Annotated in this window: 16 protein-coding genes; 8 read left to right on the top strand and 8 right to left on the bottom strand. The window is 70.0% G+C overall.

Translation table 11 applies throughout. The features are described from left to right. The first annotated feature begins 24 nt into the window (after positions 1 to 24). The 5 genes from OG219_RS45345 (at position 25) to OG219_RS45365 (ending at position 4796) form a co-directional block, all read left to right on the top strand. Positions 25 to 948 (top strand): MurR/RpiR family transcriptional regulator, encoded by a 924-nt coding sequence (locus OG219_RS45345; RefSeq protein ID WP_266837194.1) that lies wholly within the window; start codon positions 25 to 27, stop codon positions 946 to 948. Between the two features lie 227 nt (positions 949 to 1175). After that, positions 1176 to 1556: a hypothetical protein gene (locus OG219_RS45350; protein WP_266474902.1), complete on the top strand. Its 381-nt coding sequence runs from the start codon at positions 1176 to 1178 to the stop codon at positions 1554 to 1556. Positions 1557 to 1640: 84 nt separating this feature from the next. Continuing rightward, a complete protein-coding gene (locus OG219_RS45355) occupies positions 1641 to 1952 on the top strand; it encodes a LapA family protein (RefSeq protein ID WP_266837196.1) in 312 nt (103 codons plus the stop codon). 73 nt (positions 1953 to 2025) lie between these two features. After that, entirely contained in the window at positions 2026 to 3381 is a 1356-nt protein-coding gene (locus OG219_RS45360) for a CAP domain-containing protein (RefSeq protein ID WP_266837198.1), read from the top strand. A 170-nt stretch (positions 3382 to 3551) separates the two neighbouring features. After that, positions 3552 to 4796 (top strand): serine hydrolase, encoded by a 1245-nt coding sequence (locus tag OG219_RS45365; protein ID WP_266837200.1) that lies wholly within the window; start codon positions 3552 to 3554, stop codon positions 4794 to 4796. A gap of 16 nt (positions 4797 to 4812) precedes the next feature. Here the strand turns inward: OG219_RS45365 and OG219_RS45370 are convergent, their stop codons facing one another. The 3 genes from OG219_RS45370 to OG219_RS45380 all read right to left on the bottom strand — a co-directional run bounded on the left by OG219_RS45370 (position 4813) and on the right by OG219_RS45380 (position 8122). Continuing rightward, on the bottom strand, positions 4813 to 7158 hold the full coding sequence (locus tag OG219_RS45370) for a glycoside hydrolase family 65 protein (protein WP_266837202.1): 2346 nt from the start codon (positions 7156 to 7158) through the stop codon (positions 4813 to 4815). Continuing rightward, a complete protein-coding gene (locus OG219_RS45375) occupies positions 7155 to 7895 on the bottom strand; it encodes an HAD family phosphatase (protein WP_266837204.1) in 741 nt (246 codons plus the stop codon). The genes OG219_RS45370 and OG219_RS45375 overlap by 4 nt, the downstream gene beginning before the upstream one ends. A gap of 74 nt (positions 7896 to 7969) precedes the next feature. Further along, complete coding sequence (locus OG219_RS45380; protein ID WP_266471501.1) at positions 7970 to 8122, bottom strand: hypothetical protein; 153 nt, start codon at positions 8120 to 8122, stop codon at positions 7970 to 7972. A 147-nt stretch (positions 8123 to 8269) separates the two neighbouring features. On the opposite strand from OG219_RS45380, the gene OG219_RS45385 reads away from it, so the two are divergent. Beyond that, positions 8270 to 8590: a DUF6191 domain-containing protein gene (locus OG219_RS45385; RefSeq protein ID WP_266837206.1), complete on the top strand. Its 321-nt coding sequence runs from the start codon at positions 8270 to 8272 to the stop codon at positions 8588 to 8590. Between the two features lie 8 nt (positions 8591 to 8598). Next, on the top strand, positions 8599 to 9255 hold the full coding sequence (locus tag OG219_RS45390; RefSeq protein ID WP_266837208.1) for a nucleoside/nucleotide kinase family protein: 657 nt from the start codon (positions 8599 to 8601) through the stop codon (positions 9253 to 9255). On the opposite strand, the gene OG219_RS45395 is transcribed toward OG219_RS45390, so the two are convergent. The 5 genes from OG219_RS45395 to OG219_RS45415 form a co-directional block, all read right to left on the bottom strand. Continuing rightward, positions 9242 to 11074, bottom strand: a complete 1833-nt coding sequence (locus OG219_RS45395) for a hypothetical protein (RefSeq protein WP_266837210.1) — start codon at positions 11072 to 11074, stop codon at positions 9242 to 9244. The two genes, OG219_RS45390 and OG219_RS45395, sit on opposite strands and share 14 nt — an antisense overlap. 4 nt (positions 11075 to 11078) lie before the next feature. Continuing rightward, positions 11079 to 11966, bottom strand: coding sequence for a carbohydrate ABC transporter permease (locus OG219_RS45400; RefSeq protein ID WP_266837212.1), 888 nt, complete (start codon positions 11964 to 11966; stop codon positions 11079 to 11081). Between the two features lie 19 nt (positions 11967 to 11985). Beyond that, positions 11986 to 12963 (bottom strand): carbohydrate ABC transporter permease, encoded by a 978-nt coding sequence (locus OG219_RS45405; protein WP_266837214.1) that lies wholly within the window; start codon positions 12961 to 12963, stop codon positions 11986 to 11988. A 53-nt stretch (positions 12964 to 13016) separates the two neighbouring features. After that, entirely contained in the window at positions 13017 to 14348 is a 1332-nt protein-coding gene (locus OG219_RS45410; protein ID WP_266837216.1) for an ABC transporter substrate-binding protein, read from the bottom strand. Between the two features lie 274 nt (positions 14349 to 14622). Continuing rightward, the gene (locus OG219_RS45415) at positions 14623 to 15756 is read right to left on the bottom strand and encodes an ROK family protein (protein WP_266837218.1); all 1134 of its coding nucleotides are present in this window, start codon (positions 15754 to 15756) and stop codon (positions 14623 to 14625) included. Between the two features lie 304 nt (positions 15757 to 16060). Between OG219_RS45415 and OG219_RS45420 the strand changes: the two genes are divergently transcribed. Then, positions 16061 to 16960 carry an N-acetylglucosamine kinase gene (locus OG219_RS45420; RefSeq protein WP_266837220.1) on the top strand — a complete coding sequence of 300 codons (900 nt, stop codon included), beginning with the start codon at positions 16061 to 16063 and terminating at the stop codon, positions 16958 to 16960. The last annotated feature ends 55 nt before the right edge of the window (positions 16961 to 17015 follow it).

The raw sequence follows: 17015 nt of genomic DNA on the forward strand, positions 1-17015 counted from the left end.
GTGGGACACGAAGGAGGCACATCTGTGCCATCGCCGCAGCAGGCACGTGCGCAAGCATCTGCGATCACCTCGGGGAAGACGGCCCCGGAGGTGGGCGTGGCTCCCACGTCCCAGCTCAGGGAACTGTTCGACGGGCCCCGGCTCTCCCCGGGACAGCGCCGCATCGCCCAGTACCTGATCGAGCACATCACCGAGGCGGCGTTCCTGTCGATCACCGACCTCGCCGAGCGCGTGGGGGTGAGCCAGCCGTCGGTGACCCGTTTCGCCGCGGCGGTCGGCTTCAGTGGTTACCCCGCGCTACGGGAGAAGCTCCAGTCGATCGCGCTCAGCATCCTCGGCAGCACGCCGGGCACGCCGGCGGAGGCCACGAGCAACGAGTTGCAGGCGGCGGTGGACGCCGAGATCCAGAATCTGGAGAACCTGCGCCGGGACTTCGCCGATCCCGACGAGGTGATCCGCATCGGCCGGGCCCTTTCGAAGTCGGCGCCGCTGACCGTCCTCGGGCTGCGAATCTCCGTCTCGCTGGCCGAGTACTTCGCGTACGCCGCACGGCGGATCCACCCGGACGTGCGGCTGGTGACCCGGGGCGGCAGTGTCGCCTACGACGCGCTGCTCCAGTCCCGCGAGGCGGGCGGCACCTGGGTGCTGGCCTTCGACATGCCCCGGCACGCCCAGGAGACGCTCACCGCTGTGCGGGTGGCGCGCAGCGCGGGCCTCCAGGTCGCGCTGATCACCGACCTGGCGCTCGGACCGGTGGTCGACGAAGCCGACGTCACCTTCGCCACGGGCACCGGATCGCGCCTCGTGTTCGACTCCTACGCGGCGCCCGTCGTGATGTCGGCGGCGCTGCTCCAGGCCATGACCGACGACGATCCGGAGCGGACGCAGGCCCGCCTGGAGGAGTACGAGCAGGTCGCCGAGCAGCACCAGTTCTTCCTCAAGGACTGAGACTCACCCGAAACCATCACATCTCCGGATCCTTCACACCGAATCACGCATGAAAATTTTCATGTTCTTGCGTAACCGGCGGTATATATAAATACTGCTCGCGTCCACCCGGGGCCTTCCGCTCCTACCCGCCCTGGGGCCCGGGTGGTCATGGTGGCGGCCCCGGCCATCCCCTAGACCGGGGCCGCCCCAGACTCCCCCGCCGACGTAACCCGGAAGCGATGAACATGGCCCTGACGACGTACTCACCGATCACCTCGGACTGGCCGTGCCAGGTCAAGACCCCAGGCAGCTTCGACTGGGAGCGATCCGCGGTCAGGTGGCTGCGCGAGCTGGTGCCGTCTCGCTACGCGAGCTACCCCGCACTGATCAAGCACCCGGTGCTGCTGGCCCGCCACGCGCAGATCCAGGTGCAGCACGAGATACGGGTCGCCCGCACCGCCCTGCAGACCGCGCGCGCCGAACTGCCCGCCCTCGGCCTGCACGAGGGGGTCATCGAGCACACCATCAAGCTGTACGCGGCGGAAGTGCTGCAGCTTCAGCACATCGCCCGCAGCATCCGTGCCGTCAGCCAGGCTCTGGTGGACGGCAACGTGCCGCGGACCTGAGTTCGGAGGGGTCAGGCGCGATAGGAAGGGCACGAGCGGGAAGACGTAGGGAGCAACTGCCCGCCGAGAGCCCTGGACGGACGCATGGAATCCACCACCTGGACAGTCGTCCTCATCGTCGCGATCCTGGGTGCCGTCCTGCTCGGGGTGGCGGTCGCGCTCCTGGTCCGGCTCGTCCGTGCCCGCCGCGAACTGCGCCGTGCCGGGCTTCCGTCCGGCCCCCGCTGGGTCTTCTGGGGCGCCGTCGCCTATCTCCTGCTCCCGGCCGATCTGCTGCCCGACCCCATCTACCTGGACGACATCGGCGTACTCCTGATGGCCCTGCGCTCCATGCGCCCGGCATCGGGTGACCGCCCGAGCGTCGACGGGAACCCCGGAGCGCCGACGGACCGTTGACCATCCGACGGCCTGTGACGTGAATGCCCTCGTCGCAGGCCGGTACGGATCACCACGTCGACGGGGCGGCACCATGACCGAGCTTGTTCCCGGGGGCAACGTGCCCCTTCCGGGCGGCATCCTGACTCTCCGGGTGCCGGGACCCTTCGACGTCTGCGCGCTGATCACCGACGACGGCGGAAAGGTGCGCGGCGACGGTGACTTCGTGTTCTACAACCAGCCGACCGCACCGGGCACCCGGCTCCAGGGAGAGCGGCTCACCATCGACCCCCTCCGGCTGCGCTCCGGGGCCAGCCGCGTCACGGTGGTCATCAGCTCCGCCGACCCCGCGACGCCCCTGGCGCGGCTGCCCGCGCCCACTTTGCAGGTCGCCGGACCGGGCCCGCGCACCCTCGCCCGCTTCACGCCGCCGCGTCCGCAGCGGGAGACCGTGCTGCTGCTCGCCGAGATCTACCGCCGTGGCGGAGCGTGGAAGCTGCGCGCGCTGGGCCAGGGGTACGCGGACGGACTGGCGGGCCTGGCGCGGGACTTCGGGGTCGATGTCGCCGAGGACGACACGTCGCCGGGCGGGGCGCCTCACATGGGCAGGGCTGCAGTGCGGGGGAACGCCGCACCCCGTTCCCCCGGGCCGACCGGCCCGGCGAACGCCGTACCCGACACGGACGGATTCCTCGGCCTGGTGAACTCCGCACGCGCCAGGGCCGGTTCCCCGCCCGTGTCGCTCGACGCACGGCTGGCGGCAGCGGCGCGCGCCCACGCCTCCGACATGGCCGCTCGCGGGGTCCTCAGCTCCGAGAGCCCCGACGGCACCTCCTTGTACCAGCGCGTCACCTCGACCGGGTACGCATATCTCACGGTCGGCGAACATCTGGTCTCCGGCCCGCGCACACCGCGTGAGTTCGTGGAGTACTGCCTCTCGGCCGAGCAGTCCCGCACCACGCTGTGCGAGCGCGTGTTCAGCCAGGTCGGTCTGGCACACGTCGCCGACCGTTCCGGCGACCTGTACTGGACGGCGCTGTGGGCACGGCCCTTCACCCCCGCCGACCTGGTGAAAACGGAGAACAAGGTCGTCGCGCTCACCAACGCCGAACGGACCGCGGCCGGTCTGCGGCCCCTGTCCGTCGATCCGCTGCTCACCAACGCGGCGCAGGCGCACAGCTCCGACATGGTGGCCCGTGCCTTCTACTCCCACACCTCCCCCGGCGGCAGCCAGCCCTGGGACCGGGCGGCAGCCGCGGGGAGCAGGCGCCGTACCATCGGCGAGAACATCGCCTGCGGCCAGCGCTCCCCCGCCGAGGTCGTCCTCGGCTGGATGAACAGCCCCGGCCATCGCGCCAACATCCTCAAGCCCGACTTCACCCACATAGGGATAGGTCTGGCCGGCGGCGGCAAGGCGGGCACGTACTGGACGCAGCTCTTCGGCGCCTGACACACCCGCCGCCCCAACTCACCTTCACCATTGACTGTTTCTGATTCCTCCACGGGCAATGCAACCCACGAGCCCCTCCGGCGCGTAGAGATGGGTGAATACGCCCGCATCCGCGGCGCGGCTCAGGCCGGCAATCCGCACCGGCAGAAGCAACTCGGGAGAAGAATCAGATGGTCTCAGGAACGGTGGGCACGGGTACGGCGCTTGGCGCGGTTCTGCTGTCCCTCCTGGCAGTCCCCGCACACGCGGCGACCCCTTCGGGCTCCGTGCGTGAAGCAAGCGTCGCCGCCGGGGAGTTGGCGGCGCCCGACGACGCGGGGCTGCGCGAGGTGCTGCGTACGGCGCTGACGCAAGGCGCGCCCGGCGCGATGGTGAGGGTCGACGACAACGGCACGGTCCACCGGCTGTCCGAGGGGGACGCCGACCGGGTCACCGGGCGCGCCCTCACCACGTACGACCGGTTCCGCGTCGGCAGCGTCAGCAAGACCTTCACCGCCGTGGTGCTGCTGCAGCTGGTCGACGAGGGCAAGCTCGCCCTGGACTCGTCCGTGAACAGCTATCTTCCGGGGCTGCTTCCCGACGACCGGATCACCGTGCGCCATCTGCTGAGCCACCGCAGCGGTCTGTACGACTACACCAACGACATGTTCGAGCAGACGGTCCCGGGCTTCGAGGCCGTCCGCAACAAGGTGTTCAGCTACCAGGACCTGGTGAACTTGTCCCTGGCGAAGCCGGTCACCAACGCGCCGGGCGCGGCCTACTCGTACTCGAACACCAATTTCGTCGTGGGGGGCATGCTCATCGAGAAGCTCACCGGGCAGTCCGTCCGCACGCAGTACCAGAAGCGGATCATCAAGCCGCTGAAGCTGACCGGCACCTCCTACGTCCACCCGGACACCGCAATCGCGGGCCGCCACGCCAACGGTTACCTCCCGCCCGACGAAGGCGGCACCCCGGTTGACTCCACCGAGCAGACGGTGTCCTGGGCGCAGAGCGCGGGCGCCATCATCTCCACCACCCGCGACCTCAACGCCTTCTTCTCCGCGCTGCTCGGCGGAAGGCTCATGTCCTCCGCCCAGCTCGCGCAGATGCAGCAGTGGACTCCGGTGAACAGCACCCAGGGCTACGGTCTCGGTCTGCGCCGCCGTGACCTGTCGTGCGGTGTCTCCGTGTACGGGCACACGGGCACCGTCCAGGGCTACTACACGTACGCGTTCACCTCGAAGGACGGCAAGCGCAGCGTCACCGCGCTCGCCAACACCTCGAACAACGGCACCGTGCTCACCACCCTGAGCCGCACGCTGGAATCCGCCTTCTGCGGCAAGCCGCAGACCACGGCCGCCGCGCGCAGCTCGGCGGCCGTGAACCAGGTGGAGCGCTACGAGGACATCGCGCCGAACATCGCCCGCGACTGATCTCCTCGGCTGCGCCTCACCCGTGACTGTTCGGCCGCCGGTGCGGTGGCTGGTCGGGGGCGGGGCGCAGCCTGGGGGCCGGGATCCTCAGGCCCTGGGGCTTGTCGGCTTCGACGGTGAAGGGTTCGCGGTAGTGGCGGATCTCCAGGGGTTCTCCGCTCAGGAGCGTGTAGGTGGCGTTGGCCGGTCCGATCTCCACGCGCAGGCGGCGGCCGAGGAGTTCCAGGTTGAAGGCGAGGCGGTGGAAGCGCTCCGGCAGCCGCGGCTTGAACTCCAGGGTGCCGCCGTGGTGTCGCAGACCGCCGAAGCCGGCGACCAGGGCCATCCAGGTACCGGCGAGGGAGGCGATGTGCAAGCCGTCCCGGGTGTTGTTCTCCAGGTCGCGCAGATCCATCAGCGCGGCCTCCACCAAGTAGTCGTAGGCGAGCCCCGGATGGCCTGCCTCAGCCGCGATCACCGCCTGGCAGCAGGCGGACAGGGAGGAGTCGCGGACGGTGAGGGGCTCGTAGTAGGCGAAGTTGCGAGCCTTGTGCTCGTCGTCGAAGTAGGGACTGCACTTGTACATGGCGAGCACCAGGTCGGCCTGCTTGACGACCTGCTTGCGGTAGATGTCGAAGTAGGGGAAGTGCAGCATCAGCGGGTACTGGTCGGGGCGGATGGTGGCGAAGTCCCAGCGCTGGTAACTGGTGAACCCGGCGTGCTGTTCGTGGACGCCGAGTTCGTGGTTGTAGGGGATGTGCATGGCGCCGGCCGCGTCGCGCCACGCTGCGCTCTCCTCGTCGTCGACCCCGAGGGCCTCGGCCTGCCGCGGGTGGCGCTCGACGACGTCCGCTGCCGCCAGGAGGTTCGTACGGGCCATCAGGTTGGTGTACGTGTTGTCGTCCGCGACGGCGCTGTACTCGTCGGGGCCCGTCACCCCGTCGATGTGGAACCCTCCCTGGTGGTCGTGGTGGCCCAGCGACCGCCACAGGCGCGCCGTCTCCACGAGCAGTTCGACCCCGGTGTCGCGTTCGAACGGGTTGTCGCCGGTGACGGCCGTGTAGTGCACGACGGCGTCGGCGATGTCGGCGTTGACGTGGAACGCGGCGGTGCCGGCCGGCCAGTACGCCGAGCCTTCCGAGCCCTCTATGGTCCGCCAGGGGAACGCCGCGCCGCGCAGGCCGAGTTGGGCCGCCCTCTCGCGGGCGGCGGGCAGTGTGTTCTGGCGCCAGCGCAGCGCCTCGGCGACGGCACCGGGCGCGGTGTAGGTGAGCAGGGGCAGTACGAAGGTCTCGGTGTCCCAGAAGGCGTGGCCGTCGTATCCGGATCCGGTGAGCCCCTTCGCGGGTATCGCGCGCTGTTCGGCGCGGGCACCGGCCTGCAGGACGTGGAACAGCGCGAAGCGGACGGCCTGCTGGATCTCCTCGTCGCCGTCCACCTCGACGTCCGCGCGGGCCCAGAAGTCGTCGAGGTAGGCCCGCTGTTCGTCGACGAGGCCCTGCCAGCCGCCGTGCTGGGCCGACGCGAGCGCCGCGTCGGCCTGGGCGCGCAGAGCGGGCAGGGACCGGGTGCTCGACCAGCCGTAGGAGACGAGCTTCTCCACGTGCAGCTTCTGTCCGGGTTCCAGGACGGAGGTGACGGTGAGGCGGGCGACGTCGGCGGTGCTCTCGCCGCTCGTCGTGGTCGGCTCGGGGCCGGTGACGGCGTGGTCGGCGGCGGTGGCGACGCGCAGGCCGCTGCGCCGGGTGCGGTGCACCAGTCGCAGTCGCCCGCCCTGCGCGAAGTGCTCCTCCCCTTCGAGTGGCGACTCCAGGACGATCGCGGCCCGGGGGTCTCCGTTGCGGCCCGGCAGTTGTTCGTTGGCGACGAGTTCCGACTGGACGACGACACGGACCCGGGAGTCGACGGCCTCCACCTCGTAGCTGACGGCGGCTATCGCGCGCTGGGTGAAGGACACGAGCCGGGTGGAGCGCACGCGGACCGTGTCACCCGCCGGCGAGGTCCATTCGCAGCTCCGGGTGAGCAGCCCGGTGCGCAGGTCGAGGACGCGCTCGTGGGAGCGCAGCCGTCCGTAGCGCAGGTCGAACGGCTCGTCGTCGACCAGCAGCCGGATCACCTTGCCGTTGGTGACGTTGATGACCGTCTGGCCGGACTCCGGGTAGCCGTATCCGGCTTCGGCGTAGGGCAGTGGGTGGACTTCGTGGACGCCGTTCAGGTACGAGCCCGGAAGGCCGTGCGGTTCGCCTTCGTCGAGGTTGCCGCGCCAGCCGACGTGGCCGTTGGACAGGGCGAACACGGACTCGCTCTGCGGCAGCACGTCGAGGTTGAGGACGTGTTCGCGCAGGGCCCACGGCTCGACGGCGTACGAGGTGTGAGTGATCACGCGTGCTCCCCCAGTTCCGCGAGATCCCGTACGACGATGTCCGCGCCGTGCGCGCGCAGGGCGGCTCCGTGGCCGACTCGGTCGACGCCGACGACGTACCCGAAGTGGCCCGAGCGGCCCGCGTCCATGCCTGCCAGCGCGTCCTCGAAGACCGCGGACCGGGCCGCGTCGGCTCCGAGGTCCCGTGCGGCTGCCAGGAAGGTGTCCGGCTTCGGCTTGCCGGGCAGCTTGCGTTCGGCGGCGACGACGCCGTCGATCCTGACCTCGAAGAGGGACTCGGCGCCGACCGCGCGCAGGATGTCCCGGCAGTTGGTGCTGGAGGAGACGACCGCGGTCCGCAGACCGCTCGCGCGGACCGCCTCGACATAGCGCAGCGTGCCGTCGTACGCCTCCACGCCGCCGCTGCGGATCAGTTCGAGGAGCAGGTTGTTCTTGCGGTTGCCAAGGCCTTGGACGGTCGGGCTGTCCGGCGGGTCGTCGGGCGACCCCTCGGGCAGTTCGATGCCGCGCGAGGCGAGGAAGGCGCGGACGCCGTCGGCGCGCGGGCGCCCGTCCACGTGGTCGTTGTAGTCGGCGTCGGTGAAAGGACGGAACCCGTCGCCGTCGCGCCGGTGGAGGAATTCGTCGAACGTCCGCTGCCAGGCGGCCGCGTGGACGACGGCGGTCTTGGTGATGACCCCGTCGAGATCGAAGAGGCAGGCCAGGATTTCTTTCGGAAGACCGAGCTGCTCTGTCATACGGGCAGTGTGCCCCGAGGGGCCCCGGCCACGGGGTGGCGCACACCACACGGCCCCGGGGCGGTCGGCGTGCCCTAGGACTTCTTCAAGTCCGCCCGGTAGGTCCGGTAGAGCGCGGTGCCGTCGTCGCAGCGCCGTGGTGGAGTGCTGCACTTCGGGCAGCCGAGCAGGTGGTCGAAGTACGCGCGATAGCTTTGGGGGGCGAGCGTGGGGCTCTGCTGCGACATGATGTTTCTCCCCGTGTCCGGCCGCTGGAGCGCCAGATGTTGACCAGAATTCAACAGCTGGATCAGCATAGGCCGAATTCACCGCGAAGAGGCCAAAGGCGATACCTGACTGGCCGGAATCCACCTCCGGGCACCGATACTGGGGCCATGGGATTCGCCGTCTTCATGACTCTGCCCGGACTCGTCATCCTGCTGACGCTGCTGGCCTTCGTCGACCAGCTGTCGCTGCGGCTCGGCCGGGCGGGCATGCTGCCCTGGCGGAACGGAGCGCGTCAGGGGCAGATATCCGCAACCGGGTTCGAGCAGCTCCACGCGAGTTTCTCGCCGGGCAAGCAGAACGAGCTCAAGGAGCGTCAGTCGGCACTGGTGATGCGGGACGACGAGGAGGACGGGGCGCCGCCGAACCGGACGACCGTCGATCTGGACGGCGGGACGGCCGTCGTACGGATACTGCGGGCCGACCGGTAGGAGGGTCCGTGACCTTGGACGAGCCGACATCTTTCGACGACCTTCTCAAGCGTGCCGCCTCCCTCGTACGTCCTGGGCACCGCGCCCTCCTGGGCATCGCCGGCAGCCCGGGATCGGGCAAGACGACGCTCGCCGAGCGTCTGGTCGAGGAGCTGAACGGTGCCGGGCCCGCCTGGGTCGCACATGTGCCGATGGACGGGTTCCATCTCGCGGACGTCGAGTTGGACCGCCTGGGCCGCCGCGACCGCAAGGGCGCTCCCGACACGTTCGACGCGGCTGGGTACGCGGCGCTGCTGCGCCGGCTGCGCGAGGACCAGGACGACCTGATCTACGCGCCCGGCTTCGAACGGACCCTGGAGCAGCCCATCGCGGGCGCCGTCCCCGTCCCCCGCACCGCCCGCCTGGTCATCACCGAGGGCAACTACCTGCTGCTCCGGGACGACGCCTGGGCCAGGGTGCGGTCGCAGCTCGACGAGGTGTGGTTCTGCGAGCTCGACGAGACCGAACGCGTACGCCGTCTCGTGGCCCGGCACGAGGAGTTCGGCAAGGACCACGACACGGCGGTCGCGTGGGTGCTCGGCACGGACCAGCGCAACGCCGACCTGGTCGCCGCGACACGGGACCGCGCCGACCTGGTCGTCGGGGCTGCGGTCAGCGGGGACTGAGTTCCAGCTCCGGCTCCCCACCAGCATCGCCAGCGGGGTCCCCGATCAGGGCGGTGAACGCCTCGGTGCGGACGGTCAGTCCCGCGGGGGTGCGGTCGAAGACCGGGGTGAACGGACCGCCGGGGCCGTAGCGCACGGCGAAGATGTGCAGGTCCTCCGGTGCGCCGGGAGCCGGACCGGCTTCGAGGGCGGTGGAGGCGACGAGGTGGCGCCAGCCCTCGTCCGGGTTGCCGTAGCCGCGCGGGTCGGCCGCGAGGGCGAAGGCCGCCTGCTGCTGCGTCGTCTCCGCGCGGGCGTCGAAGTGGTCCACGCTCTCCGTCGCCGGGTGCGTGAGGCGCAGCTCGCCGGCAGAGGTCGCATCGGCCTCCGCGGTCCTGCGCACCCGATCGCCGTCATCGGTGGCGTACGGCAGCCCGGCGAGCAGGTAGGGCGTTCCGTCCAGCCGTTCCACGGCGACGATCGTCCACAGGCTCGCGCCGTCCGTGACGTACAGGGATCGGACGTGGCGCAGGACGTGGTCGCGGCCGACGACCGGCTTGGTGACGAGTTTGGCCGTCAGCGCCTCGGTGTGGAGGTCGCGGACCCGGGTCTCGCCCATGGGGCGGCACAGCAGGAAACCGTCGGTGACCGGGCCGAAGCCGTGCTGGCGGTTGACGGCAGCGGGCAGGTAGTACGTACCGCCCGCCTCGACGAGTGACGGGGTCATCCTGTCGTCGAAGGCCACCGACACCGTGCCCGCGCGGAGTTGATGGCGTACGGGGTCCTTCGACGACGTGCGGTGCCAGCGCGTGGTGTCCTGGATCTGCCAGACCAGCATGAAGGCGAAGTGGCCGTCGAGGCCGCCGTCCCGCTGTGCCGCGTGGCGGGCCCAGCGGCTGTCGCCCCGGTAGCGGCCGATGTCCGCACCGATGCGCCGGCCGAAGTAGCGCAGGCCCAGGACCGATTCGAAGGCGGAGTGCTGTTCGCTGTAGCGCGGGCCGCCGTTGTCGAAGCCGCCCGTGGTCACCCGCGCGTCGATGTACCGGGCGAGCGCGTCGCCGTCCTCGGCGAAGATCTCCTCGCCGCTGACCCGGTGGGCCTGGGCCAGGAAGGAGAGGGAGATCGGGCCGTAGTTGTTGTCGTAGGCGCCGCCGTGCTCCGGCGGCAGCAGGGCACCCCGGTCCCGTACGCGGTGGGCGCGGATCTTCTCGGCGTACAGGCCGATCGCCTGCGAGCGGATCGGCTCACCCTGCCCGGAAGGGAGATGGCGGGCCAGCATCAGGCCGCCGACGACGCAGCCGATGGCCTGGTTGCCGGCTTCCTGCGGGTTGAAGAAGGTTGCCTCGGTCAGCCAGCGCCAGTAGCCGTGCGCCAACTCGACGAGTTCGGCGCGCTGTCCGTCGTCGACGAGGCCGTCGGCGGCGTCCAGCACGTTGACCGCCTGGAGCAGCGCCCACACCGTGCTGGGCCAGTCGCCGATGGGGTGGGCGCCGGACTCCAAGACGTAACGGGCGTACGGGAGGCCGGAGTTGCGGACCGTCAGGTTCGGGTATCCGGGGTTGTCCTCGGTGTAGACCCGCTCGCGGAGATGGAAGGCGAGGCTGCGGCGCACGGCGTCCGGCAGCCGCGGGTCCTTCGTGCGCTGCCAGGCGAGCGCGAGCAGCGAGGTGATGCCGAGGGAGGTGTCGCCGATGTCGTCGACGGCGGCGGGGTGTTCGAGGCCGCCGTCCGGAGTGAGGCGCGCGAGGGACTCGTCCGCCACGGCGGCCAACACCGCGTCGTAGTCGGCCCCTTCGTCCGGCAGCTCGTGCAACGGCCCTCGCTGGTGCGGAAGATGCATGCCCTCAGCCCTTCATGCCCGACGTTGCCAGTCCCTCGACCAGCCTCTTCTGGAAGATGAGGAAGCAGATGAGTGTGGGCAGGAGGGCGAGTGTCGACATGGCGAACATCGCGCCGTAGGAGGAGCCGCTGGTCTGGTCCATGAACAGGGTCAGGCCGAGGGGGACGGTGAACTTGTCGTTCTGCTGGAGGTAGACGAGCTGGTGGAGGAAGTCGTCGTACGTCCAGATGAAGGTGAAGATCGTCGTGGTGATCAGGGCCGGCTTCATCAGCGGCAGGATGATCTTCCAGTAGATCTGCAGGGGGTTGGCGCCGTCCATCATGGCCGCCTGGTCCAGCTCGCGCGGGATGGAGCGGATGAACTGGACCATCAGGAAGATGAAGAACGCGTCCGTGGCCAGGAACTTCGGCACGATGAGCGGCAGGTAGGTGTTGATCCAGGTCAGGTTGTAGAAGATCGTGTACTGCGGGATCAGGACGGCCTGCGTGGGCAGCATGAGCGTGCCGAGCATCAGGCCGAACCAGATCTTCTTGCCGCGGAACTCGAAGCGCGCGAAGGCGTAGGCGGCCAGCGAGCAGGAGATCACGTTGCCGATCACCGCGCCGATCGTGACGATCAGCGAGTTGGTGATGTAGAGGGAGAAGGAGTTACCGGAGCCGCTCCAGCCCTCGGAGTAGTTCTCCGGGCGCAGGGCGTTCGGGATGAGCCCGGGGTGGGTGAAGATCTCGGTGTCGGGCTTGAAGGAGCTGCTGAGCATCCACAGCAGCGGGTACAGCATGACGACCGCGACGCCGATGAGCAGGGTGTGCATGTAGATACGGCGGGAGCCGGTGGCCGAACGCAGCTTCTGGAGCGGCGACTTCGGGGACTGGGCCTCGGTGATGGCGGACATGGGGTAGCGGACTCCTCGCTCAGTCGTCGTAGTGGACCCAGTAGCGGCTGGCGATGAAGTTGACCGCCGTGAAGCCGGCGATGACCAGGAACAGCACCCAGGCCAGCGCGGAGGCGTACCCCATCTGAAGGTCGGTGAAGCCCTTCTTGTACAGGTACAGGGAGTACAGCATGGTCGAGTTGAGCGGTCCGCCCGAGCCGTTGCTGATCACGAAGGCGGGCGTGAACGTCTTGAACGCGTCGATGATCTGCAGGACGACGTTGAAGAACACGATCGGCGTCAGCAACGGCAGGGTGATCTTGAAGAACCGGGTGACGGGCGAGGCACCGTCGATCGCGGCCGCCTCGTACACGTCCTTCGGCAGCTGCTTCAGGCCGGCCAGGAAGATGACCATCGGGGTGCCGAACTGCCAGACGGCGAGCAGGACGAGTGTGTAGAGCGCGGTGTCGGGGCTGGAGATCCAGTCCTGGCCCTTGATCCCGAACCAGGCCAGGAAGTCGTTGAAGAGGCCGTCGCCGCCGAAGACCTGCCGCCACACGATGGCGATGGCCACCGCGCCGCCGAGCAGCGACGGCAGGTAGAAGGCGGCCCGGTACAACCCGATGCCCTTGAGGTCGCGGTTGAGCAGCATGGCCACGCCGAGCGCGAGCGCCAGCTTCAGCGGCACGGAGACCACGACGTACACGAGCGTGGCGTGCACCGAGTCCCAGAAGACCGGGTCCTGGGTGAACATGCGCTCGTAGTTCTCGGTGCCGGTCCACTGCGGGGGCGTCAGCAGGTCGAAGTCGGTGAACGACAGGTACAGCGAGTCGAGCATCGGGTAGATCGTCAGCCCGAACAGGCCGATGAACCAGGGGGCCAGGAAGGCGTACGGCCACCAGCCCCCGCCCCGCCGTCTGGCGAGGCGGCGGCGCATACGCTCGCGCTCCCGCTGGTCGGACGGCGTCGCCGGTACTGGCGGCTCCTTCACGACCTCGTCGGTCTTCGCGGTGGTCATACTCATCTTCCTGGCCCTCTCCCGATGTTCGGTGGTGCGGCGGCGAGGCCGGCCTAGGCGCCCAGAATCCCGGGCGCCTGGTCGAAGAACTCGCTCAGCTGCGCCTTGATCGACTTCTTGCCGAAGGCGACGGCGAGGTTCGACTGGAACAGCAGGTCCCAGATCTGGTCGGCGCCCTGCGGCGGGGGCACCGGAGCGGGCAGGGCGTTGGTCGCCTTCCCCACGCGCTGGGAGATGTAGTCGGCGTTCGCCATGTTCAGCTTGTCCGTCTCGGTCAGGCCCGAGGCGATCAGGTTGCGGGCCTTCTCCGTCGGCGGGATGCCACGCAGCAGCTGCATGTCCTTGATCGCCGTGTCGTCCTGCGCGAAGAACGACATGATCTTCACGGAGTCGGCGACCTTCTTGCTGGCCTTGGTGGCGCTCAGCAGCACACCGCCGTTGACGAAGTTGCCCTCGCGGGCGCCCGACCAGTCGCCCTGCGGGGTGGGCAGGAAGTCCAGCTGGGCGTCGGTGATGGAGCCGCCCGCGCCGTAGACACCGGAGTCGAAGGTGAACAGGCCCTTGCCGATGACGACCGCGTTCTTGGTGAGGTCGTTGTGCGCGGCCGAGGTGATCGCCGGCGGCGGGGAGGCGTTGAGCTTGCGCATCTCGGCCCAGTACTCCCACCACTCCTGGAGCGTGTCGGAGGTGAAGCCGAGCTTCGTACCGTCGTCGGAGAAGAAGGTCTCGCCCTTCTCGCGGGCGAAGATCTCGAAGCACTGGAGGGCGCCGCCGCCGCCGTCGTCGACGCCGTAGATCTTGCCGCTGCTCTTCTTGTAGACGTCCTGGGAGATCTTCTTCAGGTCGGCCCAGGTCCACTCGCGGTCCGGCAGCTTCAGGCCGAGGGCCTCCAGGCCGCTGCGGTTGACGGTGAGCTGGTTGACGCCGATGCCGGACGGGACGCCGTACAGCTTGCCGTCGACGGTGCCGGCGGCGAGGAGCGTCTTGGCGAAGCCGGTGAGGTCCAGCGTCTTGCCGACGTAGGAGTCGATCGGGGCGAGGACACCCTTGCGGGCGTACTGGGCGACCAGCGCGGTGTCCATCTGGAGCAGGTCGGGGGCGCTGCCGCCGGCGATGTTGGTGTTGAACTTGTCGAAGTACCCGTCGTACCCGGAGTAGGTCTCCTGGAGCTTGATCTCCGGGTTCGACTTCTGGAACGTGGCAAGTGCCTTCTTGTAGGCGTTGTGCCGGTCGTCGCTGCCCCACCACGTCATGGTCAGCTTGGTGCTGGTGGAGCCTGCGCCGGTTCCCCCCGAGCAGGCGCTGAGCGAACTGCCGAGCGCGCCGGCAACGGCGATCCCGCTCGCGGTGCGGAAGAGGGTTCTGCGCGAGATCTGGTGACCCACCGGGTCCTCCTTGATGTGCGTGACGGAATTCCCGGCCAGTCGCACGGCACGGGCTGAATTCTGTTCGGAAGGGCACCTTCCGGAGCGCGGCCTCGCCCGGCCGCGCCATCCTGACGGGTGGGGATCCCCGGCCGCCATGGCCGTCGTCACACGAGCACGCCCTCGCGTGGCTGCCGTGCCTCTCGGTGCACGGGCGGGACGCTCACCCCAGGTCGACGTCCCGGCCGACCTAGAAAGCGCTTGTCCGGACATTGGCAGACTGAGTCGGAAGCCGTCAATCCTTCGTTCGCGCGGCATCGGTCACGGTTCGGACTCCCCGGGCGACCGCGAGCCGGGCGGCGCCCACGACCGTGCCCAGGTCTCCGACGGTGCTGCTGATCACCTCGGTGGGCCAGCTGAGCCGGGCCAGCTCGGCGCGTACACCGGGCAGGAGCTGCGGATCCGCGCCCGTGCTGCCGCCGAGTACGAGCAGCCCCGGGTCCAGGACGGCGGTCACGGCGGCGGCGAGCCGGCCGACGTCGACGGCATGGCGGTCGACGACCGTGCGGGCCGCGGGTCTGCCCTCACCGGCGAGGGCGAAGAGCCGCTCGGCGGTTCGCGGGCACGGCCCGTCGGTGTCCTGCCAGGCCTCGGCTGCCCGGCGCAGCAGGGAGCGGGCGCCGATGTACTCCTCCAGGGCCTCGTGGCGCGGATCCAGGTCGTCGTCCCAGGGGTAGGGCAGCCGGGCGAGTTCGCCGGCGGCTCCGTTCGCGCCGCGCAGCACATGGCCCCCGATCACGACACCGAGACCGATACCGACGCCGACCCGCAGATAGCCGAAGGTGTCGCGGCCCCGGGCGGCGCCTTCGTGGAGTTCGGCGAGCGCGGCGCAGTTGACGTTGTTCTCCAGGTGCACGGGAACGCCGGGCGGCAGCGCCACGGCCACGGCGTCGAAGACGGGCCCGGCCTTGTCGGTCGCGGGCCGTGTCCCGTCGCCCTCCCGCTCCAGCGGGGTGACGTCGCCGACCGCGACGACGATGGTGCGCAGCGGCGCGCCCGCCTCGAGCACCGTGAGGGCCTCACAGACGACGTCCACGGCGTCCGCGCGTGAGCCGGTCGCCTCCGCTAGCAGGGTGCCATCCAGACCGCAGCCGCGGACCCGGGTGAGGGCGGGGCCGAGATCGACGGCGAGCACCGTGCCGGCGGCCGGCCCGATCCGGTACACAGCGGCGTTGCGACCGGTGCCGCTGGAGGACGTACCGGAATGCGCGGCGAGCCGGACGCCCTCCAGTTCCGCGACGGCGGAGGACACCGTCGGCTTGGACAGGCCCGCCAGGCTCGCGAGCTGCGGCCGGGTCGCGGTGCCCGCCTGGGCCAGCACGGCGAATACGGCGCTCGCGCTCTCGGTCAGACGGGGGGTCTTCGCCACATCGAGTTCCACAGTTCCCCCACAGATAACGGGCCGCGATACCGGGTCGATCGGCTCAGCCGGATGCGGCGATGGAAGGCGCCGGCATCACGCACCTTCCGCGCCGGGCGGTCGAGTGGGCGACACCTCTTGACGCACTGTACTTCGTTAGTTAACTTCCTAACGAACGTCACGGTACTCGCCTGCCGTGTTCCACCAGAGGCCCGTCCCGGGGCTTCCCTAGTTCCTCCCCTTTCCTTGGTTCCCTTCCTCCCGGCACGGTTCGCCCGCCGTCGCAGCACCATGCAACGACGAAAGAGGATCCGTGCAGGAATCCGCACCCCTGGTCGTCGGGATCGACGTGGGCGGCACCAAGACGCATCTCCGCGCGCTCTCTGGCGACACCCTCGTGGCCGACCGCGTCCGCGCGAGCGGCGGCTGGCGACCGCACGACCCCGTCGCAGCCGCCGGGTGGCTGGCCGCACTGCTCGCCGACACCCTTCCGGCGGGGGCGCGCCCCTCCGCGCTCGCCGTCGGCGGACACGACTGCGAGACCCCGCGCCAGTGCGCGCAGATACGCACCGCTCTCCAACTCCACTTCGACGCGCCCGCACTGGTCGTCGGCGATGCCCAACTCCTGATCCCCGCAGCGGGCCTGGACAAGGGTGTGGGGCTGGTCGCGGGCACCGGTTCGGTGGCGGTGGGCCTGCTTGCCGACGGCAGCCCGGTACAGGTCGGCGGCTGGGGCGCGGTGCTGGGTGACGAGGGCGGCGCGGCCGGCCTCGTCCGCGAGTCGGTCCGGGCCGTATGGGCGGCGCACGACCGCGGCGAGGAGCCCGACGCGCTCGCGCTCGGCCTGCTGTCCGCGTTCGACGTCCCCGAAGTCCCTTTGCTGTGCGGGGCCCTTGAGCGCGCCACGGACATCTCCGCCGAGTGGGGCCGCCACGCGCCGGTCGTGTTCGAGGCCGCCGAGGCCGGATCGTTCCTCGCCCGCACGGTGATCGCCGAGGGCGGGCGGGCACTTGCCGCGCTCGTCGCGCGGCTCGCCGCACGCGGCGTGACCGTCGACGACGTCGTGGTCGCGGGCAGCACCGTCCTCGCCCAACCGTCGCTGTACGAGGCGTTCGTGTCCTCCCTCGCGACCGCCGCCCCCACGGCCAGGCCGAGGCCCCTGCGGGCACCGCCGGTCGAGGGAGCCGTCGCGATGGCCCGTTCACTCGTCTGACATGGCCTGGTCGTCGGGTCTCCCCCGTTCCGACATTACTCAGCAGTAGTTCTTC

The sequence above is a fragment of the Streptomyces sp. NBC_00038 genome (assembly GCF_026343635.1).
GTDB lineage: Bacteria > Actinomycetota > Actinomycetes > Streptomycetales > Streptomycetaceae > Streptomyces.